The organism is Streptomyces sp. NBC_00503 (genome assembly GCF_036346895.1).
Lineage (GTDB): Bacteria > Actinomycetota > Actinomycetes > Streptomycetales > Streptomycetaceae > Streptomyces.
Window position 1 is genome coordinate 7,761,157 of record NZ_CP107855.1, and the last position, 21,477, is coordinate 7,782,633.

The window sequence follows — 21,477 nt, forward strand, 5'->3', positions numbered from 1 at the left end:
TTCGAAGGGTCCACTGAAATGACGGAGATCGCAGCAAGATACGAGCAGGCGGTTCGACATCTACTATGGGTCGTTCGCGAGCTTAAAGACGAGGAAGATAGTCAGGCGCTCATCTGGCATTCTAATTTCCTAGCACTTCTGGAAGCTGCCGAATCAGGCAAGGGTGATCCAGAGCATGTATTGATGGCGATCCGCGAGGCTTTGGAGTCGTTCTATCGCCCTGGCAGAAACCTCAGTGACTTCCATTTCTGGCGCGGGGACCACGCGTCGAATCTGGAAAGGAATCGCAACTGGAAGGTGCGAATGGATGCGCTTTGGGAAGCGTGAGCGCTATAGGCGCGACGGCCCGGAGGCGGAATTAGAAACGGCTCAGTGGATTTTGCCGTAAGGCAAAAGATCAAGCCTTAATCTTTCGTGACGGCCGCCAGGCATTCTGGCGAGCCGTCACGGTCTTTTCTGTGGCGTACAGGGCAGGCTCGCCACTGCCGCCAGTAGCGAAGGAGGCAAGCCTCGCGGCGAAGGAGGTTGGTCTCGCATGGGTGAACGATTTGACCAGGGAAGGCTACCGCCCTCACCCTCTGGCGCTGGAGGTGCTTGCCACGCTAGGAGGACTCAGCATTGCGCCGGCAGGAACGACGATCCGTTAAATTTCGATCCCATCTCGGCTGGGTCCGGTCAGCTCTCTTTGGCTGCGGAAGTGGAGAGTGTGCTAGGGGGTAGCTACTTCCCTGTCGGAGAATGGCTCAGCTATTCCAGCGTCTTCGTGGAAGCCGGAGGTAGGGTCATTGCGTCTGGAATGGGGTGGATCTGGGAAATGGGTCCTACGTTCGAATCTGCGCTAGAACTGGCAATTTGCGCGAACCGCCCTCTTCCGTGCCTGTATTCTGACCCGGGGCTAGATCCTTGGCCACCCACCATTGATGGCTAACATGCTCCTCGGATCCATTTCCCCATGAGGGCGAATCGGCCCCGCCGGATCCGTTCCGGTGGGGCTGAAAATTGAAGCCCCGTCAGGCCTACTGAGCCTTTTCAACCTGATGGCGCTGACCGCGAGTCGGACAGTCCTGCGCAACGACGAAGCTCCTGGTAGACGGGTTCTCGACCAAGATCACCCGTGTCTGCCAGGAGCTTCGCGTGCTTGTCTACCGTCGTCGATCGATCTGTCCACCCGCAACCTGCGGTTCCTGACCGGGCAACTGACCGTCAGGAGGAAGGAGATCGGCACGCGGTGGCGGCGGCTTCCCGCAGAACGACAGGCCCTGCTGGCCCTGGCCCACCTGCGGTGCGGTGACACCTATGCCCAGCTCGCGGCCGGATTCGGCATCGGGATCGCGACCGTCTTCCGCTACATACGCGAGGCCGTCGACATCCTGGCCACTCTCGCCCCCGTCCCTGGCCAAGGCGATGGAGACGATCCGGGTGAAGGCGTTCGTCATCCTCGACGGCACCCTGCTGCCGATTGACCGGATCGCCGCCGACACCCCGTACTACTCCGGGAAACACAAGCGCCACGGCATGAATGTCCAGGTCCTCACCGATCCGTTCGGACGGCTGCTCTGGGTCTCGCCGGCCCTGCCCGGCTCGACTCACGACCTGACTGCCGCGCGACACCACGGCATTATCGAAGCCCTCGCCGACGCGGACCTCAAATGCTGGGCGGACAAGGCATACCAAGGCGCCGGCGGACCCGTCCGGGTCCCGTTTCGGGGCCGCCGCCTCAAGCAATGGAAGCGCCGCCACAACACCACCCACGCCAAGATCCGCTGTCTCGGAGAGCGGGCCATGGCCACCCTGAAGGGCTGGCGCCTCCTGCGGAAGCTCCGCTGCAGCACCAACCGCATCACCAACATCGTGAAGGCCGTCGTCGTCCTTCACCACGCGTCAGCGTGAGGTTGGAAAGAGCTCACTGATGGTCGAGGGCGTCGGCGGTGGCTGTTGTCATGTCGTACATGGGGCTGTGGTCCAGGCGTTTGCGGCGTTGGTGGTAGCGCATCGTGGTGCGGGGGTCGCGGTGGTCGGCGGCTTCCTGGATGCGGTCGGCCTTGGCTCCGGGGCGGTCGAAGGCGTGCTCGATCACTGTGTGCTTGATGGAGTGGGGACGGATTCGGTCGGCCTGGGGGAGGCCGGCGCGGTGGGCGAGTTTGCGCAGGGTGCGCCATACGGAGGGTTGGTCCAAGGGGCGGCCGGTGCTCGTGGTGAAGACGAAGCCTTCGGTGCGGTCGCCGATCAGGTCCGTGATGACCGGGTACAGGGGTGGTGGGAGGGCCTTCGTCGCCCACTTTCCGCCCTTGATCCGGACCCGGATGGTGCGGTGGCCGTCGGTGTAGCCGATGTTCTCGATGCGGGCGGTGAGCGCCGCGTCGATGCGTAGGAAGCAGACGTACATGAACCAGAGGAGTACGTACGTGCGCTTCGCCGTTGTGGGGGAGATGGGGGTGTCGCGGGCGGTGGCGAGGAGGGTTGCCCATTCCGTCTCGGTCAGGGAGACGGTGGTGGTCTCCAGGGGGTCGATGACCGGGTAGAGGACGCCCGAGAAGGGGTTGGCGTCGAGGACTTCCTTGGGGAGCGCTCTGGCTTTGAGGAGGTATTCGTAGAAGCTGGAGCAGGCGGCGAGGACGTTGTGCCGGGTGGCGTCCTTGCGGGGTGGGCCCTCGGGAACTCTGCGGCCGTCGCGCCAGGTCAGGGTGGGGGCGGTCTCCAGGTAGCGGGCGAAGGAGTCCGCGGCGAGGAAGCCGGCCGTGAGCGGGTGGATGCCGTGCTCGCGGAAGTAGGGCTCGAAGATACGGAAGTTGGTGGAGTACGTCTTGCGGACTCCTTCGGATCGCTGGTGTGCGATCCAGCCCGCGGCCAGGGTGCAGAGGGCGTCCTGTTCGCCGTAGCGGGCGGCGAGGTATTCGAACAGGCGGCGGGCGTGCGGTGGCCAGCCCGTACGGGGATCCCGGCCGAGCGTCGCGAGAGTGGCACCGGCGCTGCCGGGCCGGGGCGTGGTGGCGGGGGAGAGGGCCGCGCCCGTCATCACCGCGCCACTCCCAGGGAGGTCGGGGCTGATCATCACACTTCTCCTTGATGCTGGTCCGTTCCCGGCATCGGGCCATCGGGCATCCAGGAGTCCGACTGCCGCACGGCGGCGTCGTCGTCGAATTCGCCCTCGCCACCCTACGATCCGAGATTGTAGGAAAACTGTAATTTTCATGTATGTCTGCACGTGGTGGTCAATTGTCAGGTATCGACCAGCGATTGAGGATTGACTCACCTTGTCGGGGGAGCCATCATGCAAGTCAGTGCTCAATCCGTTGCTATTTCGCCAGGATGGATTCTCCGGTGCACGTCACTTTTCAGATCCAGGGCGCCGGCGAGGAGTTCGAGGCCCGGGTCGAGGCCAAGCTGCTCGCCCTCGCCGCCGAACTCGGCACCGTCGCCACCGCGTCGGACACCGGGAACGCCCCCGTCGCACCCGGCGGCTGGACCTCCGAGCAGGCCGAGGAAGTCCTGCGCAAGCTCAACGGCCGCGCCACCGATCTGCTCCGCGCCGTTGCCGACGGCGATGGTTGGGTCGACGGAGCCCACTACCGGGCCACCCGCGGCGAGACCGCTCTGCACGGCCCAACTGCTGCTCTCACCAAGGCCATCAAGCGCGCCATCAAGGCGGGGATCCTGCCCGAAGGCACCGCCAACCCGCTGACTTCCACCTACGACGGTCACTCCAACTGGCAGAAGACCGGCGGCTACCGTATGGACAGGGAGGTCGCCGCAGCCTTCCGCGCCGCCTTCACCCGTATCGACGGACACCGAACCGGCGCGGCCGCCGGCCCCGCGTCGGCCAAGACCACCGCCCTCGGAGAGTTGGCCGCGGTCTACGTGGAGCAGGGCCACCCCGAGCACCGGGCCGTCCGCTTTGCCACCGAGATCCTCACCCGGCATGCCATCGAACTGGCCGAACTCCAGCGCGCCGCCGGCCACCACGAAGCCGCCGCGCTCCTCGACGACACCACCGTGTAGGGCCGTCCCGCAGTATTCGCGCCGCCCATCACCCCTTGACAGTTCAGGGGTGGATCCGGCCGAACATTCCGGCTTGACATCCATGAAGAATCTGGAATTACCGGATGCGGTTTCCCGGAGCGCGTTATTTCGTGCGGCGTTTCATGTAACGTGATTCGCGTAAGTTCCGGAAAATCCGGAACTTACGTAAGCTCCGGAGACCGCCTCATGGCGAAGGCCCGCCCAGCCGGCCGGCTGAAGACGGGCCCCACAGCCGCCGTCCGGACCTGATTGAAGCAGGTCCGGACGGCTACCTCACCAGCGCACGAGCCAACTCGGCGCAGGCCGCGAGCAGCGTCACGAGCGGTGTGGCGTCACGGGCGAACCGGCGAAACCCGGCCAATACCCGCTTCCGCACCCCTCGTCGTGCAGCGCCGCTCTCTTCCGTAGGACACATGTACGTGTCCTCCCTCTCGCGGAGCACGCCGGATGCACACCCCTCGGCGTGGCAGCCGCACCCCGAGGGCCCGGCCGCCACCGCGAGGGGCAGCACGACAAAGCCCCGTTACAGAGGGTTTATCGAGTTCCACGCTATAGGGCACCTGAGCGGCCCGGAGCAGTAATCGGCAAAATGGTCCTGAATGGATTCGGAATTCACGCCCGCTGGGATTCCGAAGCCCGTCCCGGACACCCCTCTTCCTAGGGCTGCGTCGTTCAGACGGAGTGTCCACCTTGATGCGGCTTCAGGCAGCTGATGTGGTTGAGGAGGTCGCGAGCCAGGCCGAACGGAGGCAGGCAGAGGCCTCCGGGTGATCATGAGGTGTCGAGTCCCTGATCACTACGACGGAAGACCGTGCCTGCCCGACCACTATCTCCCATCTCCGCTGGCCTGGGTCAGCTCGCCGACGCCCGGCCCGCCGTGTCCGGGGAACACCCGCAACTGCTGGACCACCTCGCGACGGTGCCCGATCCCCGCCGGGCCAAGGGACGTCGCCACCCCCTCGCCTACGTCCGCGCACTCGCCGCGTGCGCGGTACTGGCCGGCGCCAAGTCCCTGGCCGCGATCGCGGAGTGGGCCGCCGACGCCCCGGCTGGCGTGTTCGGCGCCCTCGGCGGCCTGACCCGCGAACCGTCCGGACCGGTTGCTCCGGCCGAGGCCACCGTGCGCTGGATCCTGCAGGCCGTCGACGGCGACGCCCTCGACGCGGCAATCGGCTCCTGGCTCGCGGCACGCGACCCGGACCGACCCACCCGCGACCAATACTCGGCCAAGCGCCCCCGCCGCTCGCTGGCCGTGGACGGTAAGACCGTCCGCGGCGCCCGTCGTGCCGACGGCACCCAGATCCACCTGCTCGCCGCGATGACCGGAACCGGCCTGGTCACAGCCCAACGCGAGGTCGACTCTAAGACCAAGGAGATCACCGTCTTCCGGCCGATGCTCGCCGACCTTGACCTGGCCGACACCGTGGTCACCTTCGACGCCCTGCACTCCCGAACCGCCCACGCCGCCCGCTTCCTGGTGGAGGGACAGGAAAGCCCACTCCATTGCCGTGATCAAGGGCAACCAGCCGCTGCTGCAGCAGCACCTGAAGCAGCTGCCCTGGCGGGACGTTCCACTGCTGGACAAGACCCGCGCCACTGCGCATGGCCGCGACGAGATCCGCCGTGTCAAGACCGCTACCACCACGCACGGACTCGGCTTCCCGCGCGCGCTGCAGGCCGTGCAGATCGTGCGCCGCCGCCGGATCATCACCACCGGCAAGGTCACTTTGGAACGCGTCTACGCCATCACCGACCTGACGGCGGAGCAAGCCGACGCTCCAGAGATCGCGCATCGCGTACGCGAACACTGGGGAATCGAGAACAAGATCTACCACGTACGCGATGCCAACTTCGCCGAAGATGCCTCGCGGGTGCGGACCGGCAACGCGCCCCGGGCCATGGCGGCACTGCGCAACCTGGCCATTGGCGCCCTCCGCCTGACCGGCTACGACAACATCGCCGCCGGCTTGCGCAGACACGGCCGAGATTCCCCCCGACCGCTCGCCACCCTCGGCATCACGTGATCAACCGAACAGAACCCCTGAACGGCGCCGCCCTGGTGTTCTCCACCCGCTGCCCGCAGGGGCGCGACGCCCGCTTCCTGCCGGTGGAGTTCCGGCGCCGCGTGGCCAAGGAAAGCCTGTGTCTGCCGATCGAGGTCTCCAGGCGGGCACCTGATCGCCCTCAGCCGCCCCGCACGAACTCGTCGCCGCCCTCTGCGCGGACCTCGACGGCCCTTCAGCGGCCTGAGGCACTATCGCTCAGGCCTGCTCCAGGGACCGAGTGACCAGCGGGACGTCGGCCTTGGGGATCATAATCACGTGCTGTTGACCGTCCGCCAGCAGGTCCAGGCGGGCCATCTTCCAGTGCCCGGCTTTCCTCTCCGAGGGGGTCAGCGTGCACGGACCTTGGACGGTGACGGTCTCCCTGGTCCGACGGTTCTGCCAGCTGACCTGGTCCGCCGTCAGGTGGAGGTAGCCCATGGCGGTGATCGGGATGGTGCGGCCCTTGCCGATCGGGGCCGTCTTGACTGCGCCCAACGTCGCGCTCAAGCAGGTCACCTTCAGCGTGGTGCCCGCGGCCAGGTCGGCGAGGTCCTTCTCCGTGGTCAGTCGCCGGATGCGCAGCCAGGAAAGCAGCATGTCGGACATGGTCTGGGTTCCCGCTGATCGGCGGACGAGGTTGGTGGTCATGGTCAGGAATACTCGCAGACGGCCCGGCCCACCTACTCGGGGGCCCTGTGTCGGCTACCAGCCCGACCATGCACCAGGACACCGCGCCCGAGAGCGCCCGCCACATCCGAGAGCACTGGGACACCGAGAACAAGATCCACCGCCTCAGGGACGTCACCTTTCCGAGGACGCCTCCCGTGCTCGCACAGGCAACGCTCCCCGCGTGTCGCTCCTTGCGGAACCTGGCTACTGCCGCTCCTCGGCCGACAGGCCACGACGACATCGCCGCCGGAGTCCGCCACCACGCACGCGACGCCAACCGACCGCTCAGCGCCCTGGGCATCATCCGATCAAATCGAGCAAACCGCCAGAACGACGCGCCCCTGCCCCCGTTCCCCGTGCGGGCCAAGACCTCCGGCCCAAGCCTTGCGACCCGGCTGGCCCCGAGCAGCGCTCGATCACACGGAACCCGTATTTATGATCGATCATCCGTAGCCGTTCGCCACCCAGGTGGGTAGCGTGGCGGCCAGGGGCCAGGGGCCAGGGGGCAGGTTGACGACCACCAACACGGGGGTGATGACGATGTCGTTCGCTGAGTGGCCAGGAGTCGTCTGACGTCCACGGCCACCTCGACGGGCTGCGCGACACCGTCATCTTCGATCTCTAGCGGGGCCACAAGGACGCGGACGCCTGGAACAAGATGCGTCGACGTCTGCACAGTCGCCTACTTGAACGCGAGGCCGGGGGAGTACGGGGACGGCCTCCAGCCGACCGCCCAGCAGCGGTGGCAGAACGACACGAGGACGCCGACATCAAGAGGGGCGAGCAGTACTGATGAACAAGAAGCACTTGGTGCTGTCGGCCGTGCTCGTGGTCGCGGCGGCGGTCGTCGCCGCCGTCCAGCTGTGGCCCAGCACCCTGAAAGACCTGCGTGCGCAGAACCTCTGCCTGGGCATGCTCACCGAGCAGACGGCGGGTCTGCTGTCCGACGGCAAAGGCGGCCGGGTCAGCGTCGACGAGCACAAGGCCGGCAAGTCCGGGGCGGACCCGGTCTTCTCCACCACCTGCTTCGTCATCCGGGTCCCGGAAAAGGCCACCGAGGGCCCACTCCAGTACACCCTCGCCGTCCGACCCGCCGACACCCTGAACAGCCCGGCCAAGGGCGCCGCCACGCTTCCCGGCAGCCGTTCGGGGTGGGTGGGCCCCCGGCAGAGCGAGGTCCAGCTTCCCGCCGGGTGCCCGAAGAAGATGAAGGCGGACACCGAGTACGCCACCGTCACGCTGGAGGTCGCACCAGGCGTCGTCGTGGCGGGCAACTGGGACGACGCGGCCCTCGCCGCTGCCTCCCGGACCGTGATACTTGAGGCCGTCGACAATCTCGCCAAGCAGTACGACTGCGAGGCGTAAGGCCGGTGTCGGCACAGGGGGTCATCATCTACGGCTCCACTGCAGCCACGGCGGCCGGCCTGGGAAGTGGAGCATCACCCGGCGATGGGTGAAGAGCGATCTCTCAACCATGCGGGATGTCTCTGGGCTTGCGCCTCCCTGACGGTCTCCATTGCCGATCGGTCGCTCCGTGCCTACATCGAACCGTCGCTCACGACACGATCGAGTGCCGCCCGGCCCGCGGGTCCCCACGTCGGCTTGCCGCCAGGAAGGCCTCGCTCTCCGTTCTGGCCCATCAGCATGAGGAACAGGCTTTTCAGAGCAGCCAGCCCGCGGGCGCGCCGAATCGTCGCCTCGTCCGCTTGCGCGTAGGCGTCGAAGAAGCGTGAGGTGGCGCCCGCGGGAAGGATGACCCAGGCGGCCGCGAGGTCCCACGCCGGATCGCCGGCGAACACGTCACCGAAATCGATCACGCCCGCGAGCGTTCCGTTCGAGACGACGACGTTCGCGGGATGGAGGTCGCCATGCACCCACAGCGGCGGGCCCTCCCATTCGGGCGCCGCGACGGCATCGTCCCAGACGGCACGGACATCGTCGGCGATGCCGTCGGGGACGACCGCGTGGAAGAAGTGGTCGAACCCGTCGGTGTACTTCTTGGGGTGGTCGCTGCGGTCCGAGCTGATCGGCGCGTCTTCGGGCGCCTCCACATGGAGCGCGGTGAGGAAGGCCGCCAGAGTGTCGGCCGCGTGGTCGCCGCGGCTGATGGAGCTGTAGTCCAGTGGCTCGCCGGGGACCCACGTCATGACGGTCCAGGGCTTCGGGAAGCGCGCGGACGGTTCACCGATCCGTACGGGGTTGGGGACCGGGAGCGGCAGGCGCGGAGCGAGTACGGGCAGCCACCGGCACTCCTTTCGCTGGAGGTCCGGGGCACGTTCTGTACGCGGCATGCGCACGGCCAACTCCTCCCCGAGGCGCCATTGCTGGTTGTCCCATCCGCCCGCTACTTCGCGGATGTCCAGCCCCGCGAGGTCCGGATGCTGCTCCTGCAGCAGCTTGTGAACCAGGTCTGCGGTGATCTCGATCTCGACGTCGGCCATACGAAGTCACAGTACTGGGGCCGGCCGCTGATCCGGCTCTGGTTCCGCTCTCGCTCGTTATCTGCGACTGGCCAACTGCCCGAACCCGTAGCCGACAGAGGTACCTCGACGACAAAGAACAGGAAGTTGGGATAGGCCGAACAGGTCCCGGTCAGGCAGCTCTGCAGCTCTGCAGGGCTGAACCGGCCTCGTGCGTGGCGGCGGCCGAACCGCGAGCTGCTCGCGCAGAGCCGCTCCGCCCACCAGCCGGTGCCCGCCGCAGTGCTGCGCGTGGAGGTATCGGGCATTGGCGATCGCTAAGCGCAACCCCGGAAATGAGTTCGACTCATTCGATTACAGTGATCCTCCGGACAGTTGGGCGGAGGGGGATCGATGTCGTTCGACCGGGACGGGAACCATGAGCGCGCAGGCGCCGCGGAGGCGGGTATGCAGTTGAACGGTGCGCCGGCGGGGCCGCTGGTCCCGGGCGGGCCTGCGGACTTCGCCTCGACACCGGCGCAGAAGACAGCGGCGGCAGGCGTGATCGAGACGGAGCTGCAGCCGAATACGAAGAAGGCCGCGACGCATGCGGATGTGGCGACCGAGGCCGCCGCGAAGGGCTTTGAAGACTGGGAGACGGCCGCGGGGCTGAAGAAGCTGGCGGACACGTGGGACCATCAGGTGCATGCCTTGATGGGCCGCCTGGCGGGGGAGCGGGCCGCGCTGCACGGGGCCTCGGGTCTTTTCGTACGCAATGACACAGGCTTGGGCAACCAGTTCTTGGTGTCACCGTCAAAGCTGAACGGTCTGTAGGGGCCGACGATGCTGACCTATTACAAAGTCATGACCACGGACCTGGGTCTGCTGACGACTGCCGCCTCTAAGTGGGATGAGATGGCAGGCGAGTTCAAGAAGGTCGAGACCCGCTACGGGGACAGCGTTCAGAAGATCACCACGGGCGGAAGCTGGTCGGGCGTCAGCTCCGGGGTTGCGCACACGAGTTTTGCGGCGACCCGCTACGAGTACGCCGCCGCGCAGATCGAGGCCAAGGCGATAGCCGGTCTCCTGCGCGATGCCCATGAGATGTTCACGGACCTCAGGAAGAGGCTCGACAGCGCCCGGGCCGACGCGGTAGCCGCCGACATGACCGTCTCCGAGCAGGGACACGTCGCCTTCGACTACACCAAACTCACCCCCGCCGAGCGCAGCGCCTACCACCACGACCCCGACGGCGAAGCCTCCATCCGGACCGCCGTCGCCAAGTGGCAGCAGCACATCGACGACTGTGTGAAGGCCGTCTCCACGCTCGACGAGGGTGTCAAGGTCGCCCTCGGGCGGGCCGGTGCCGACAGCAACAAGGACGCTTTCGGCAAGGGCGCCGACGAAACGTTCGGCGGGTTCAACGCCGGCGCCGAAGGCGACCTGAAGAAGGCGATGAAGCCCGACCAATCCAGCGTCGGCACGAAGCCGGACAGCAAGACCGGCGTCACCGTCAGCGGTCCCAAGTACGGCAAGGAAGGATCGGTCAAGGCGTACGCGGACATCTTTCACGAAACCGCGAAGGGGTCGACGGCCGCGGGTGACCTGCAGCTCTCCGGGATCGCCGACATCTATGGCGGAGGCAGAGCCAGCGCGAACTACGGATTCACCGACCAGGGCGCTTCAGCCAAGGCCGAGGCGTCCATAGGCGTACGGGCACTGACCGAGGGGCGGGCTGAGTACGGCTACGTCGGAGGCTACGGCCGGGCGGAGGGCTTTGCCGGCGCCGAGGCGGGCGTCAGCGCCAAGGCGACCAAGCAGGAGGTCTCCGTCGGTGCGAAGGCGTTCGCGGGGGCCAAAGGCACACTCGCCGGCGGTGCGGAGGCCTTCGGCATCGGAGTCGGTGTGAACGCCGAAGGGTGGGCGGGCCCCGGTGCGGAGGCATGGTGGGGTTACAAGAAGGACAAGGAGACCGGAAAGTGGAAGATCGGCGGCGACGCGGGACTCTCCCCCATCCTCGGTGGAAAGGTCGGACTCGAAATCACCGTTGATCCGCACAAGGTGTCCGACGCCATCGGTGACGCTGCCGACGCACTGGGCGACCTGTTCAGCTGATGTACGTTTCCGTGGAAGGAAAGCCCCGAATGCCCGCGACACTGCCCGTGCCGATCGAATTCCGCCTGCCGGATGGCTGGCTCCCGGCGAAGCCGAACGGACTCGACGACGAGGCAGTGGCCTTCGCCGCCGTACACCCGCGACCGGACGCCGGATTCGCCGCCAACATCACCATCGACGGGCGGCTCCTGGCCGAGGCCGAGACCCTTGCCGGGGTCGCGGACGAGTCGGTGGAGCGGCTGCGCAGCGTAGGCGACCCGGAGCTGGAGGCCCAGCGCCGCGAAGTCGGCTCTGCGGACGCACCGGCCCTGGCCCAGCGAGTGAGCCTTTCAGCCGTCGTCGGTGGCGTACGCCGTGACCTGGTCCAGTCCCAGGTGTACCTGTGCCTGCAGGACATCGTGGATCCGCACAAGCGCGCGGTGATCCGGCTGGCCCTGACCGCCACCGAGGCCCAGCACGACGCTGTCCTGTCGGAATTCCAGGAATTCGTGCGCACCGTGCGGCCCGACACCGGGGCGGGGGCGTAGCCATGGGCCGCTTCACGGACCGGTGGACCGGTACCAAGTACCCGCGCAGCGGTGTCGCGGCACGGCCCGCCCCGGAGGTCAGGGCCGCGCTGCTCGCGGTCAACGGCCCGGACGTACGGTTCGTCGTACGCGAGGGGACCCCGAAGGAGGGCGCGGACTTGGTGGCGGAGTTCGAGTTCCCGGCGCTGGACTTGACCCTCAAGACCAGGATGCGCCTGAACCCATCGGCGCACGAGGTACGAGTGCTCGAGGAATGTTGGGAGCCGACGGCAGACGGGGCCCGCAGACAGTACGGCCGCGGACCGGCGGACAAGGTCTACCGCCAGTGGGAGACCAGACCGGGGGCGGACGGGCGCCAGCACAAGGCCGAGACCTTCCGCTTCGCTACACAGGACATGAGGAACCCCCTGCAGCGAGCAGTCCTCGGCGTGGGCTGGACCTGGCGCGGCGTGCTCTTCAAGCTGTGACGCGAGCCTTCAGGCCACCGGACTGCCAGCCCCTGCAGCAGCCCCACACCACCCACGGGGGACCCGGCTGGCAGGGGTGGCCTGGCCTGAAGGCTCGCACGCCGTGATCATCGGCCCCCGCGCGATCGTCCCGCAGAGCACCCGGAGCCCGTCTCCTGCCGGATCATCGAAAGGTCGATCAGTTCGGCACGACCTGGGAACAGGACTGATCCTGGGCGGACGGATCGGCCGTGGTACATGTGTGTCCCAGAACGTGGACTTCTCAAAGCCGCCAGCCGAGTTCGAACTCGAGGCCTTCAGTGCGAAGACGTCGACCATCCGCAACGAGGTCCGAGCCCCGGCATAGGTGAGGCGCCTTGTGTCGGAGGCCCTCACGGTGCCGGGCGTCCGACGACTTGCAGATGAGCCGGGAGAGTTCTCCACAGGGTCATGCTTTTGTGCGACATCCCGTGAGTTCCCCTGAGCCTTGTCGCCGTGGCGCGGGTGTTCCGTCTCCTTGGGGTGTTCTTCGAGCTGGTGACGTAACTTCAGGATTCTTGAAGCCTTCTCACTTCGTCCGATCGATCTGAGTACGTGACCTGCGTGAGTTCCGCGATCCGGTCTCGGCGGAGGAACTGGAGCAGTTCGAGACCGACGTGCTCGCCGGGTTCGTCCTCGCACGGGCTTCGGCGGGGCTGGCGGACGGCACCATCCGCGGGGACGTCGGGCACCTGGACCAGATGCGGGCCTGGTTCGGCCGGCCGCTGTGGGGTATGGAGCCGGCCCATGCCGACGGGTACTTCGGGAAGGTGCTGCGGGGTTCGCCGAGCGGCACCCGGCCGGCCCGCGCTCAGGCGCTGACCACGTACTTCCTGTTCCTGGAGCTGCGGCACAAGGTCGAGATCCATCGGATGACCGGTCGGGTCGTGGAGTGCCCGATCGACGAGATGAACCGCCCGAGGGGATCCAAGGACGCCGCCCTGCGGATCCCGCCGACCGAGCCGGAGATCAAGACACTGTTCACCGGCTGGGGCGGCGAGCTGGCAACCTGCCGCAAGTTCGCCCCGACCGCGCGGAACTACACCGCATCGAAACTGATGTCGCAGGTCGGACTCAGGGTGAGTGAGGCGTGCAAGCTCGATCTGGCGGACATCAAGTGGGACCTGGGCCGCTTCGGCAAGCTCCATGTGCGTCACGGCAAGGGCGCCCGTGGCTCAGGCCCGCGCGAGCGGATGTTACCGCTGCTCAACGGCGCCGACCGCACGCTGCGGTGGTTCATCGAGGACGTCTGGGGCCAGTTCGACGACGACCACACCTGCCCCGGAGCCCCGCTGTTCCCCTCCGAGCGCAAAAACACCGACGGCTCCTCGCGTCGCGTCGGCGACGACGCCTTGCGCAACGGTCTGGCCGCGGCAGCGAAGGCCCATCTGCCTGGCTGGGCCGACACGCTGACGCCGCACGTCCTGCGGCACTTCTGCGCGTCCGAACTCTACCTCGGAGGTCTTGATCTGCTCGGGATCCAAGCGGTCCTCGGACACTCTTGGATCGCCACCACGATGCGGTACATCCACGTCCAGCAGATCCGGGTCGAGGACGCCTGGGTGTCCGGGCAGCAGCGGGCCGCGAAGCGGCTGGAAGGACTGATGGGATGAAGTGGAACCTGCGGCTGACCAGCCGCGGACAAAGGGATTTGGAAGGCGTCGGAGATCCAGCGGAGCCTGGCCGAGCACGGCTTGGTGATCTCAGCCGGGAAGATGTCCGGCCTGTGGTCCGGCCAGCCGGTCTCCCTCAAGCTGGAGGACCTGGACGTGATCTGCGTCGTGCTCGACTGCGAGATCGGCGATCTGCTGATTCCCGAGCCCGGGAAGGTCCGGCGCCCAGGTCAGCAGGCTGGAGTCCAGGAAGCCACGACCGGCTCGATGGTGGCCCCGGCCGTTGTTCCCAAGCGCCGTGACGGCCGTTCCCTGCCGCCGATGTGACCTGGTCACCATCGCCATGGGGAAGATCAGTGAGAACAAGCCGGCGGCCTCCTGCTCAGGCTGTTTCGCCTGGGGACAGTTGCCCGGCCGGTTCTGCCGCGGCTGCTACACCTACGGCCAGCTGCATGCCGTCGGCGAGTGCGTCGGCTGCCGGCGGCAGGTCCCGGTCGATATCAAGCACGGCTACTGCCGGCTATGCCGGGCTCAGGCGACCTGGGCGATCAAGGCCAGCGGCAAGGCGTCGGTGATCGAGCCGGGGCCTTGAATGGCGCTAGGCCATGGAGAAGCGCCGGGCGACTCCGGCCTCGGTGCGCGGTACATTCCACGCGCCCGGCTCCTGTTCTCCCCAGAGGAATTGACCTCGCTCAGGCGCCAGGAAGCCTATATGGCCGAGCAGTTCGCTCACCTCTATACGGCAGTGCGGTTCGAGAGCCATCACCAAGAGAGCCTCGACGCCCTTGTCGCGCAGGTCTCCGCCACCCGCAGCGGCTTCCTGGGGAAGCGCACGGCTCTGCGCGCGATGCGGGGCCGCTACGGGGTTCCCCCCCCTACCTCATCCCTGAACTCGACGCCCTGCTCAAAGCCGCTCAGGCCCAGACTGGGGCCGGGGTTGGCACGAGACATGAGTTCGGCGTTGAGCGGTCCGTAGCGGTCCCCGAGAGGGGATGCGAGCAGGCTGGTGGCCGCCCCGCGTGTTCGCCACGAACCCAGGGGTCAACCTCCGACAATGACAGTCTCGGACCCTCGGGTTCCCGATGAAGAACCTTCAGTTTCCGTGAACTCTCGGGGATCTCGGCCCTGTGCTTCCGAAGCTGCCGCGGAGTGACAAGTAGCTCTCAGCAGCTGTATCTGAGGCCCACACGTCGGATGGGACCCGGCTAATCGACCACGCCGGGAGGCGCTGTCGCTAAGATCCGCTCATGAAGTCACGATGGGCAGATGCCGCGTAGACCGCCGCGCAAGGTTCGGGTTGTAGCTCCCGGCCCTCCAAGCGATGGTGCCACCAGCACGTTGTTCGTCAGTCGCTGCTCCGGGGCGCCGGCTTGTCCGGGTGTGCACACGTACCTGTTTGTCGATGGACTCGACATGATCGCGCGAAGCCACAGCGGGGCCGTCGGCCTGCATCCCCGACAACTCCTCCGCCCCGGCGGACCGCTCTATCCGACCGATGCAATTCGAGACGTCAACGTGGCTTCTTTGGTGCCCTCTGAGCCCAACACGGGTGGGCTCATCGTCCGTGTGCGCCTCCGGGGCGAGACCGCCGTCTGGACCGAACTGATGTACCCAGACCTCCAGGGCGGACTCGTGGACGAAGTCCGGTTCGATCTCAGGCAGTACCTCGGCGAGATCGAGAGGGCCTATCGGGAGTGGGAGGCCGCTGACGGCGAGGCCAGCCTGACGGGAGATGGCTGTCGAAACACCCGTGGTCCGGTTGAATAGGCGCATGGGAAGCCCCCGGGGCCAGAGGCCCACATCGCGGCGATGGGGCCTACGCGGTGGTGCAGCCGATTACGCGTACTCCGGCGCAGAGGCGAGAGCCCTGTTGGGTCATCGGCTTGACTGGGCAACCCAGGAGACCTGGTTCGAGGATGAGAATGGCCAGCTGTTGGCGGTGATCACCAACGGCACACGCGCGATGGTGATGTTGATGCACGGAGACGGGGATCCCGGTGAGCACCTGATCGACGCCCGTGGCGAGGGACGCTCTGGTGGGTTTCAGCTGGCGAATGGACAGGTCGATACGTACGCCGACCGGGACACCGTCGTCTTCAGCGTCGCCGGCCGGGCCGTGGCGCATCTCATCGAGCATGCCGTGTGGCCTGATGACGTGACCGTTGAGGATGACCGCGGGACGTGAACGACGAGCTGCGGGTTCAGGGGCGCCAGGGCTGTGATCAGGCACTGTCGTGCCGCAGTTGACCACCGAACCCGCTGCCGTCGTCGCTGGCGGTCGTCATGTTGCCGTCGGTGCGTTGTTCGTTGCTTCGGGGATGTAGCCGCAGAATTCCGGGTTGCACTCGGCCTTGTGGTCCTGGCCCCAGAGGTAGGTGTCGCGCTCGGTGGACCGGGCGTGGTGAGCAAGGCGAAGCTGTTGCCGCCGGGGCACGGTTGAGGGCAGCGCCGTGAAGGTGTCCGGGAGTACGGCGACCATGTCGCTGACCTGCTCTCCGTCGCGCATCCGCAGCAGCGCGGTGCACTGCCACCAGCCAATCTCGCCGTCGCTGATCTGGGTGCCGGGCCAGTAGTACGACGCCGGGTTCGGCAGCAGGTAGTGCACGCTGTCGGGATCCAGGTGGGCTCGGAGCCACGGTCCTCCTCCGCCCAGGCCGAGTCGGAGCCGTCGGGCCTCGTCGTACAGAGAGCAGATCGTTTCGGCGTCGAGAGCCTTGAGGAAGTTCGCCTCGCCGGGCAGCGGCTGGCGACCGACGGGGGTCTTGACGGGCCAGCGTCCGAGCAGGAATCCGGCCCGCTGCCGCGGTGTCATAGGTGACGGACCCTTACGGCGCTCCGGCAGTGGCGGGGGCGGCGTCCAGGTTCGTCCTGCTTGGCCGATGTGACGAAGCATCCACGCCTGCCCCTTCACGCCGGCAGTGCTCCACGCCCCGGTCATCGGCCGTGCGGCGGTCGCCTGTTCCCAGCTTCCGGGGCTCGTGCCCGGGCGGAATGGCCTGGAAGGGCGAGGATGTGCGACGCCAGGCAGGTTGTGGGCCAGGTTGGCCAGGAACCTGATGTGTTCCAGTGTCTCTTCGGGGCTGTCCCCAGACTCGTGCCGCGTACTCCCGGCCAGATGGCGGATCTCGATGAAGGCCCTGACCGCCAGGAGTGCGGCTATGTCCCGGTCGAGCTCGGACTCGTGGCGCCTCATGCCGTTTCTCCCTTGCGGCCGTGACTGGCGCGTTCGAGGACGCGGTAGACGGTGGCGCGGCCCACGGAGAAAACCTCCATCAGTTCGGCGATGGTGTAGTCGCCGGTGGCGTGCATGCGGATCAGTTCGGCCTGCATCGGGTCGGCCGGGTCGTAGACGCTGCGGACCAGGGAGACGGACGCCGCGGGCGACGAAGGTGTCGCCGATGTCGCGGGCGTCAGGGACGGAGCGGGCGAGGCGGTCGATCTTCGGCACGACCAGGGTGTCGCCGGCGCGGGCGGCGGCCAGGGCCCTGGTCGAGGCCCGGGCGGGCGCGGCTGGTATCGGTGAGTCCCTTGTCGAGGTAGATCCGTCGTCCGGGACGCCAAGCACGGTAAGGGTCTCGCGCTGGGCGGTGAGGTCTTGTTCGACGGTCGAGCACCTGGCCTAGCCGATGAATTCTCCCACTCGGGGAGCGTACCGGTTGGGCCCCCTTCACCGGACGATTTCGCGGACCACCTATGTGAGACGGCATGTGCACAGGTCGAGCGGTTCGGGAAGAGCGGCCCGGGTCGTCCCGGTGAGGGATCCCCTTGCGGACACGCCGTCGGGCACGCTGTTCCACCCACCGTGATCGTTCTCACGGATAACCGTTGTACCGCTGTGCCTACCGACGCCAATTGCATCGGATGCGAATAGGCGACACCCGTCCTGGAAGCGGACCCGGGGCCATCGGCGTCGCCTCACACGACCGATGCCCGGAAAGGATCAGTGGGAATGATCTCCGCCTCGTCGAAGAGCTGCTCCAACGCCTCATGACCCTGATGCCTGCGAAACTCGATTTCGGCGGCCGTCACAGGCAAGGTCCACAGGATGCGGGCGTGCCCCCCGGACAGCGGACAGTGTTCAAGGTCAGGTCCGTGGAGATAGGGCAGGCTGATCAGCAGGTGGTCGCAGGTCGAGCCCGGCACCCATGGTTCACCGATCGGCATGATGTGCTCCAAGTCGAGCTGATGCCCACCGCAGTGGTAGTACGTGATCATGGCCATGAGGTCGATAAACCGCTGGTCGCGGATGTGGGCGGTCATGACGAACTCAAGTCCATGACCGTCCTTCTCCATCGCGGCCCAGCACCCTGCGGTCACATAGGCCCAGCTATCGCTGCGTGGACCGGGTCCGACAACGAGAACCCGCAGGTCGGGCACGACCTCGCGCCGTTCCGGCCCCAGGTCGCAGACGACAGCCTCAACGGAATGTCCCTCGAAGAACGCCCGGACATGTGACTCAACGGCCTCCACGGCCAGCAGCCTCGCATCACTCACCGCGCGATCATGCCAGACCCCCAATCAACCGGCCCGACTTCTCACCCAGCGTCATGGTCCGTGGGCCTCACCCGCGAATACGCGACACCTCAACATGCGCGCCTACCAGTCCCAAGGCCGTAACCGGCCCGCGATCACCGATCCCGCGCCCTCCGCCGTCTGGAACCTGCATTCCCACCAGCGGATCGTCCCGGACCTCCCCGCGGAACTCGACGCGATCGTCCAGCGCGGACTGCTCATCGCCACCGAGCCCGGGGAGTTCGTCCACTGGCTCGACTGGAATCACGACGGCTACCGCTATGACCCCCGCCGCACCGATGTTCCCGGACGGCCGCCCCGGCCCGGCCAAGGCGCCTATCCCGACGGCGACTACTACCTCCACGTCACCAGCGACCTGCGCCTGGGCATCGGCCACCCTTGGGAACAGACACTGACCGTATGGGGACCCAAGCTGCTCGCCGCCGTCGAGGCGGACTTGACCGAGCTCCTCGGAAGGCCGGTCAGGCGCCGCGTGTGATGGTGGCCGCCGCCCACATCAAGGCCATCGCGCAGTTCGAAGCACGCGGCACGGCCACGGGGCGGGGGCCGGGCCGGTCGTAAGCCCCCGGAAACGGTCGCGCACTGGCTCCCCGGGCCCGTGCACGGATCTAGATGCGCGAGTTGCGCAGCGACTGCCACGCAGCACCGACCAGCGCCCGCGTCGCCCGCGGGACCGAGAGATGTTCGTGCTCGCGGTACAGGGCCCAGTTGTACTGCACGAGCGACAGCTTGTTGGAGGACAGAGATCCCGCCTGGTGGGCCCTGTACACCGCAAGCGGCTCAGCCAGGCCCCGGGCGTCAGCGCCGTCCCTCATGATCGACAGCCACAGCGCGTAGTCCTGGCGCTTGCGCATCTCCGGCATCAGCCGCGTGCCCAGGACCTTGCGGTCGTACATGGCGGTGAGAGCCCCGATGCGGTCCTGGACCAGCATCGCGCGGTAGTCCACCTGCTCCCGCGCACGGACCACCCGACCGTTCGGGACCCAGTCGGTGCTCTCGCCGTCGTAGCCGGCGTCCATCTTGAAGTACGAGGTGAACGTCAAAGGCGCGCTGGCCTCCGCAGCGAAGGCGAGCTGCTTCTCGGTCTTCTCCGGAAGCCACATGTCGTCGCTGTCGAGAAAGGCGATGTAGTCCCCGCGGGCCCGCTCGATCGCGAGGTTGCGGGCCCGACCCGCACCGCCCTGTTCGGGCGCCGACTCAGGCAGGACACGCTCGTCCTGCGCGGCGAACTCGCGGAGCAGGTCCATCGAGCCGTCGGAGGACCGGTCGTCGGTGACCAGCAGCTCCAGGTCGCTGTGGGTCTGCGTGAGCACCGATCGGACGGCTGCGCCGAGGGTGGCTGCCGAGTTGTACACGGGCATCACGACAGACACCAGGGGCACAGCGCTTCTCCTTGCCAGACCTGTAACGACGGTCCATTCAAGCACCGCAATCGAGCAGGGGCTGCCATGCAGACAGTTGTCGCTGGTCAGGGCTAACGTGGGGCTTCCACTGGCCGTACATGCCGCGGAGGTGGGTACCGTGTCGTCGGCCACGACGTGGACCTGCACCGCATCCATCAGCTCGCCGCCAGGCAGTCCTACGTGGAAGGCGTCGTCTCTTCGCGACTACGCGCGGTGCTGGACACCGGGCCTACTCTCCGACCACCGACGCCGCCGCGCTGGCCGGCTCGAAGGCCGAGCGCAGGAAGTCCAGGGCCGCCTCATCAGGACGCCGATCAGGTGATCGGATTGTCATGGCGACACGCTCGCAGGAGATACCGCGAGTTCGTCACCGAAGCCAGAGAGGTGGCGCAGTACGCCGCCCGCCCTCTGGATCGAGACCGCTCGCGCTTACGCCCAATAGGGCCTTCTCGCCGACGGCTATCAGGCCCTGCGGATCGCCGAGACCTGCGCCACCCAGGACGTACGCCGTCCCGCCGTCCGCGAGCTGGTCACCGATATGGCCGCCCGGGACCGCCGTCGTACGCTGCCGGAGCTCCACCACATCAGCCGCAGGCTGGGAGCACCCGCGTGACCGAGCTGCAGCGCAAGCCTTTCCTGTACATCGTCGTGTGCGCGGCCGGGGTCGCAGGCGATGTGGGCAGACTCATCACCGCTGCACAGATCCTGGGCTGGTTTGTGGGAGTGGTCGCCACACCCCAGGGGCTCGGCTTCCTGGACGCCGCGGCTGTCGAAGACCAGACCGGGTACCCGATCCGCTCGGCATGGCGCTCACCCGGCGAGGCACGGCGGTTCCCGCCGGCCGGTGCCATCGCCGTCGCACCGGCCACCTTCAACACGGTCAACAAGTGGGCGGCTGGTTTCGCGGACAATCTCGCCCTCGGGATCCTGCTGATGGCGCTTTCTGAAATCGGCCACCCGGTACTCAGGGTGGCTCCAGACCTGCTCACCGAAGCTCCCCAGGAACGCGGGAGCTGACCTGCGGTTTACGGCACAGCGGAGGGGCCGGCCGATAGCCAGCCAGGTCCAGGGGCGGGCTGAGCTGTCCAGGGTGGGCGAAGCCCAGCGCGAAGCGCCGCCGTAGGCGCCCTTGACCGCTCGGCACGGCCCGCACACTGCGCGGTCGGTCGGCCCTGACTCCACCACCTGGACCGCGCTCGCGCTCGCTCCCCACTCGGTTTAGAAGCGTAGCAAGTGGGGCGAGGAGTAGGGGTGGTCCTTTTCAGGAATCGCCATCATCCGGCAAGAAGCGATCAATTTCCGCGCTACTGAAGGTCATGTCCTCGTCGATCTGCAAGGCACGCTGTGTCGCCCGGTAGGCGCCATTCGATGTATCGGGCGCCAGACGATAGATGTGGTTCAACTTCTCGAACAGCTCGTCCCTGCGGCGCGGGATGTCAACAGCCTGCGGGGCAGCCTGGATGTCGGTAAGTAGGTGGAGGTACAGCTCCCGTATACACCAGAGCTCTTTGGCCGCGGCACGGTTGAGGGGTCATCCCCGCGTGCGCGGGGAGCAGGCTTGCTGACCTGCCACTTTAGATGGGCGGAATGGCGTTTGAAGCACTTCCGCTGAAACCGACATAACCGGCAGCTCGCGGCCCTCTGGAACGAGTCCGGCCGCAGCTCCCG

General features: G+C 67.1%; 20 protein-coding genes and 7 pseudogenes. 18 read left to right on the top strand and 9 right to left on the bottom strand.

The window, feature by feature from the left end; genetic code table 11:
* Positions 1–18: 18 nt before the first annotated feature.
* Positions 19–327 (top strand): hypothetical protein, encoded by a 309-nt coding sequence (locus OG490_RS35460; protein WP_330300381.1) that lies wholly within the window; start codon positions 19–21, stop codon positions 325–327.
* 791 nt (positions 328–1,118) lie between these two features.
* A pseudogene (locus OG490_RS35465) lies at positions 1,119–1,890 on the top strand (transposase family protein).
* Between the two features lie 13 nt (positions 1,891–1,903).
* On the opposite strand, the gene OG490_RS35470 reads toward OG490_RS35465, so the two are convergent.
* Positions 1,904–3,052 (bottom strand): tyrosine-type recombinase/integrase, encoded by a 1,149-nt coding sequence (locus tag OG490_RS35470; RefSeq protein ID WP_330300382.1) that lies wholly within the window; start codon positions 3,050–3,052, stop codon positions 1,904–1,906.
* 269 nt (positions 3,053–3,321) lie between these two features.
* Between OG490_RS35470 and OG490_RS35475 the strand changes: the two genes are divergently transcribed.
* From OG490_RS35475 to OG490_RS35485, 3 genes and pseudogenes are all read left to right on the top strand, one after another.
* Positions 3,322–3,999 carry a hypothetical protein gene (locus OG490_RS35475; RefSeq protein WP_330300383.1) on the top strand — a complete coding sequence of 226 codons (678 nt, stop codon included), beginning with the start codon at positions 3,322–3,324 and terminating at the stop codon, positions 3,997–3,999.
* Between the two features lie 940 nt (positions 4,000–4,939).
* Positions 4,940–5,431 (top strand): annotated as a pseudogene (locus OG490_RS35480) (transposase family protein); the annotation flags it as partial.
* A 97-nt stretch (positions 5,432–5,528) separates the two neighbouring features.
* On the top strand, positions 5,529–6,044 hold the full coding sequence (locus OG490_RS35485; protein WP_330300384.1) for an ISAs1 family transposase: 516 nt from the start codon (positions 5,529–5,531) through the stop codon (positions 6,042–6,044).
* A 237-nt stretch (positions 6,045–6,281) separates the two neighbouring features.
* Here the strand turns inward: OG490_RS35485 and OG490_RS35490 are convergent, their stop codons facing one another.
* Positions 6,282–6,713, bottom strand: coding sequence for a hypothetical protein (locus OG490_RS35490; protein ID WP_330300385.1), 432 nt, complete (start codon positions 6,711–6,713; stop codon positions 6,282–6,284).
* Between the two features lie 813 nt (positions 6,714–7,526).
* On the opposite strand from OG490_RS35490, the gene OG490_RS35495 reads away from it, so the two are divergent.
* On the top strand, positions 7,527–8,099 hold the full coding sequence (locus tag OG490_RS35495; RefSeq protein ID WP_330300386.1) for a hypothetical protein: 573 nt from the start codon (positions 7,527–7,529) through the stop codon (positions 8,097–8,099).
* 173 nt (positions 8,100–8,272) lie between these two features.
* On the opposite strand, the gene OG490_RS35500 is transcribed toward OG490_RS35495, so the two are convergent.
* Complete coding sequence (locus OG490_RS35500) at positions 8,273–9,175, bottom strand: aminoglycoside phosphotransferase family protein (protein ID WP_330300387.1); 903 nt, start codon at positions 9,173–9,175, stop codon at positions 8,273–8,275.
* A 372-nt stretch (positions 9,176–9,547) separates the two neighbouring features.
* Between OG490_RS35500 and OG490_RS35505 the strand changes: the two genes are divergently transcribed.
* The 9 genes and pseudogenes from OG490_RS35505 to OG490_RS35545 all read left to right on the top strand — a co-directional run bounded on the left by OG490_RS35505 (position 9,548) and on the right by OG490_RS35545 (position 16,058).
* Positions 9,548–9,967: a hypothetical protein gene (locus tag OG490_RS35505; protein WP_330300388.1), complete on the top strand. Its 420-nt coding sequence runs from the start codon at positions 9,548–9,550 to the stop codon at positions 9,965–9,967.
* 30 nt (positions 9,968–9,997) lie between these two features.
* Complete coding sequence (locus tag OG490_RS35510) at positions 9,998–11,248, top strand: hypothetical protein (RefSeq protein WP_330300389.1); 1,251 nt, start codon at positions 9,998–10,000, stop codon at positions 11,246–11,248.
* Positions 11,249–11,277: 29 nt separating this feature from the next.
* Complete coding sequence (locus OG490_RS35515) at positions 11,278–11,775, top strand: hypothetical protein (RefSeq protein ID WP_330300390.1); 498 nt, start codon at positions 11,278–11,280, stop codon at positions 11,773–11,775.
* A gap of 2 nt (positions 11,776–11,777) precedes the next feature.
* On the top strand, positions 11,778–12,242 hold the full coding sequence (locus tag OG490_RS35520) for a hypothetical protein (protein WP_330300391.1): 465 nt from the start codon (positions 11,778–11,780) through the stop codon (positions 12,240–12,242).
* A gap of 635 nt (positions 12,243–12,877) precedes the next feature.
* Entirely contained in the window at positions 12,878–13,873 is a 996-nt protein-coding gene (locus tag OG490_RS35525) for a tyrosine-type recombinase/integrase (RefSeq protein ID WP_330300392.1), read from the top strand.
* A pseudogene (locus OG490_RS35530) lies at positions 13,870–14,200 on the top strand (helix-turn-helix domain-containing protein). Before OG490_RS35525 ends, OG490_RS35530 begins: the two are co-directional and overlap by 4 nt.
* A 16-nt stretch (positions 14,201–14,216) precedes the next feature.
* Positions 14,217–14,465 (top strand): hypothetical protein, encoded by a 249-nt coding sequence (locus OG490_RS35535; protein WP_330300393.1) that lies wholly within the window; start codon positions 14,217–14,219, stop codon positions 14,463–14,465.
* A gap of 788 nt (positions 14,466–15,253) precedes the next feature.
* Positions 15,254–15,640, top strand: coding sequence for a hypothetical protein (locus tag OG490_RS35540; protein ID WP_330300394.1), 387 nt, complete (start codon positions 15,254–15,256; stop codon positions 15,638–15,640).
* Positions 15,641–15,743: 103 nt separating this feature from the next.
* The gene (locus OG490_RS35545) at positions 15,744–16,058 is read left to right on the top strand and encodes a hypothetical protein (protein ID WP_330300395.1); all 315 of its coding nucleotides are present in this window, start codon (positions 15,744–15,746) and stop codon (positions 16,056–16,058) included.
* Between the two features lie 96 nt (positions 16,059–16,154).
* Here the strand turns inward: OG490_RS35545 and OG490_RS35550 are convergent, their stop codons facing one another.
* The 4 genes and pseudogenes from OG490_RS35550 to OG490_RS35560 all read right to left on the bottom strand — a co-directional run bounded on the left by OG490_RS35550 (position 16,155) and on the right by OG490_RS35560 (position 18,367).
* On the bottom strand, positions 16,155–16,685 hold the full coding sequence (locus OG490_RS35550; RefSeq protein ID WP_330300396.1) for a hypothetical protein: 531 nt from the start codon (positions 16,683–16,685) through the stop codon (positions 16,155–16,157).
* A 377-nt stretch (positions 16,686–17,062) separates the two neighbouring features.
* Complete coding sequence (locus OG490_RS35555) at positions 17,063–17,203, bottom strand: helix-turn-helix domain-containing protein (RefSeq protein WP_330300397.1); 141 nt, start codon at positions 17,201–17,203, stop codon at positions 17,063–17,065.
* 46 nt (positions 17,204–17,249) lie between these two features.
* Positions 17,250–17,480 (bottom strand): annotated as a pseudogene (locus tag OG490_RS39290) (recombinase family protein); the annotation flags it as partial.
* A 308-nt stretch (positions 17,481–17,788) separates the two neighbouring features.
* Positions 17,789–18,367, bottom strand: a complete 579-nt coding sequence (locus OG490_RS35560) for a suppressor of fused domain protein (RefSeq protein WP_330300398.1) — start codon at positions 18,365–18,367, stop codon at positions 17,789–17,791.
* 94 nt (positions 18,368–18,461) lie between these two features.
* Between OG490_RS35560 and OG490_RS35565 the strand changes: the two genes are divergently transcribed.
* Complete coding sequence (locus tag OG490_RS35565; RefSeq protein WP_330300399.1) at positions 18,462–18,884, top strand: DUF2716 domain-containing protein; 423 nt, start codon at positions 18,462–18,464, stop codon at positions 18,882–18,884.
* 130 nt (positions 18,885–19,014) lie between these two features.
* Here the strand turns inward: OG490_RS35565 and OG490_RS35570 are convergent, their stop codons facing one another.
* Positions 19,015–19,788, bottom strand: a complete 774-nt coding sequence (locus tag OG490_RS35570) for a glycosyltransferase family 2 protein (protein ID WP_330300400.1) — start codon at positions 19,786–19,788, stop codon at positions 19,015–19,017.
* A 391-nt stretch (positions 19,789–20,179) separates the two neighbouring features.
* Between OG490_RS35570 and OG490_RS35575 the strand changes: the two are divergent.
* Positions 20,180–20,422, top strand: a pseudogene (locus OG490_RS35575) (helix-turn-helix domain-containing protein); the annotation flags it as partial.
* Positions 20,419–20,748 (top strand): annotated as a pseudogene (locus tag OG490_RS35580) (flavoprotein); the annotation flags it as partial. The pseudogenes OG490_RS35575 and OG490_RS35580, both read left to right, overlap by 4 nt.
* Positions 20,749–21,070: 322 nt before the next feature.
* On the opposite strand, the pseudogene OG490_RS35585 reads toward OG490_RS35580, so the two are convergent.
* Positions 21,071–21,322 (bottom strand): annotated as a pseudogene (locus OG490_RS35585) (SLATT domain-containing protein); the annotation flags it as partial.
* Positions 21,323–21,477: the final 155 nt, after the last annotated feature.

Coding starts and splice junctions, on each gene's coding strand:
- OG490_RS35505 (WP_330300388.1), top strand. CDS start 9,548: ATGTCGTTCGACCGGGACGGGAACCATGAGCGCGCAGGCGCCGCGGAG.
- OG490_RS35495 (WP_330300386.1), top strand. CDS start 7,527: ATGAACAAGAAGCACTTGGTGCTGTCGGCCGTGCTCGTGGTCGCGGCG.
- OG490_RS35510 (WP_330300389.1), top strand. CDS start 9,998: ATGACCACGGACCTGGGTCTGCTGACGACTGCCGCCTCTAAGTGGGAT.
- OG490_RS35550 (WP_330300396.1), bottom strand. CDS start 16,685: ATGACACCGCGGCAGCGGGCCGGATTCCTGCTCGGACGCTGGCCCGTC.
- OG490_RS35490 (WP_330300385.1), bottom strand. CDS start 6,713: ATGACCACCAACCTCGTCCGCCGATCAGCGGGAACCCAGACCATGTCC.
- OG490_RS35515 (WP_330300390.1), top strand. CDS start 11,278: ATGCCCGCGACACTGCCCGTGCCGATCGAATTCCGCCTGCCGGATGGC.
- OG490_RS35500 (WP_330300387.1), bottom strand. CDS start 9,175: ATGGCCGACGTCGAGATCGAGATCACCGCAGACCTGGTTCACAAGCTG.
- OG490_RS35565 (WP_330300399.1), top strand. CDS start 18,462: ATGCGCGCCTACCAGTCCCAAGGCCGTAACCGGCCCGCGATCACCGAT.
- OG490_RS35460 (WP_330300381.1), top strand. CDS start 19: ATGACGGAGATCGCAGCAAGATACGAGCAGGCGGTTCGACATCTACTA.
- OG490_RS35535 (WP_330300393.1), top strand. CDS start 14,217: ATGGGGAAGATCAGTGAGAACAAGCCGGCGGCCTCCTGCTCAGGCTGT.
- OG490_RS35470 (WP_330300382.1), bottom strand. CDS start 3,052: ATGATCAGCCCCGACCTCCCTGGGAGTGGCGCGGTGATGACGGGCGCG.
- OG490_RS35555 (WP_330300397.1), bottom strand. CDS start 17,203: ATGCAGGCCGAACTGATCCGCATGCACGCCACCGGCGACTACACCATC.
- OG490_RS35520 (WP_330300391.1), top strand. CDS start 11,778: ATGGGCCGCTTCACGGACCGGTGGACCGGTACCAAGTACCCGCGCAGC.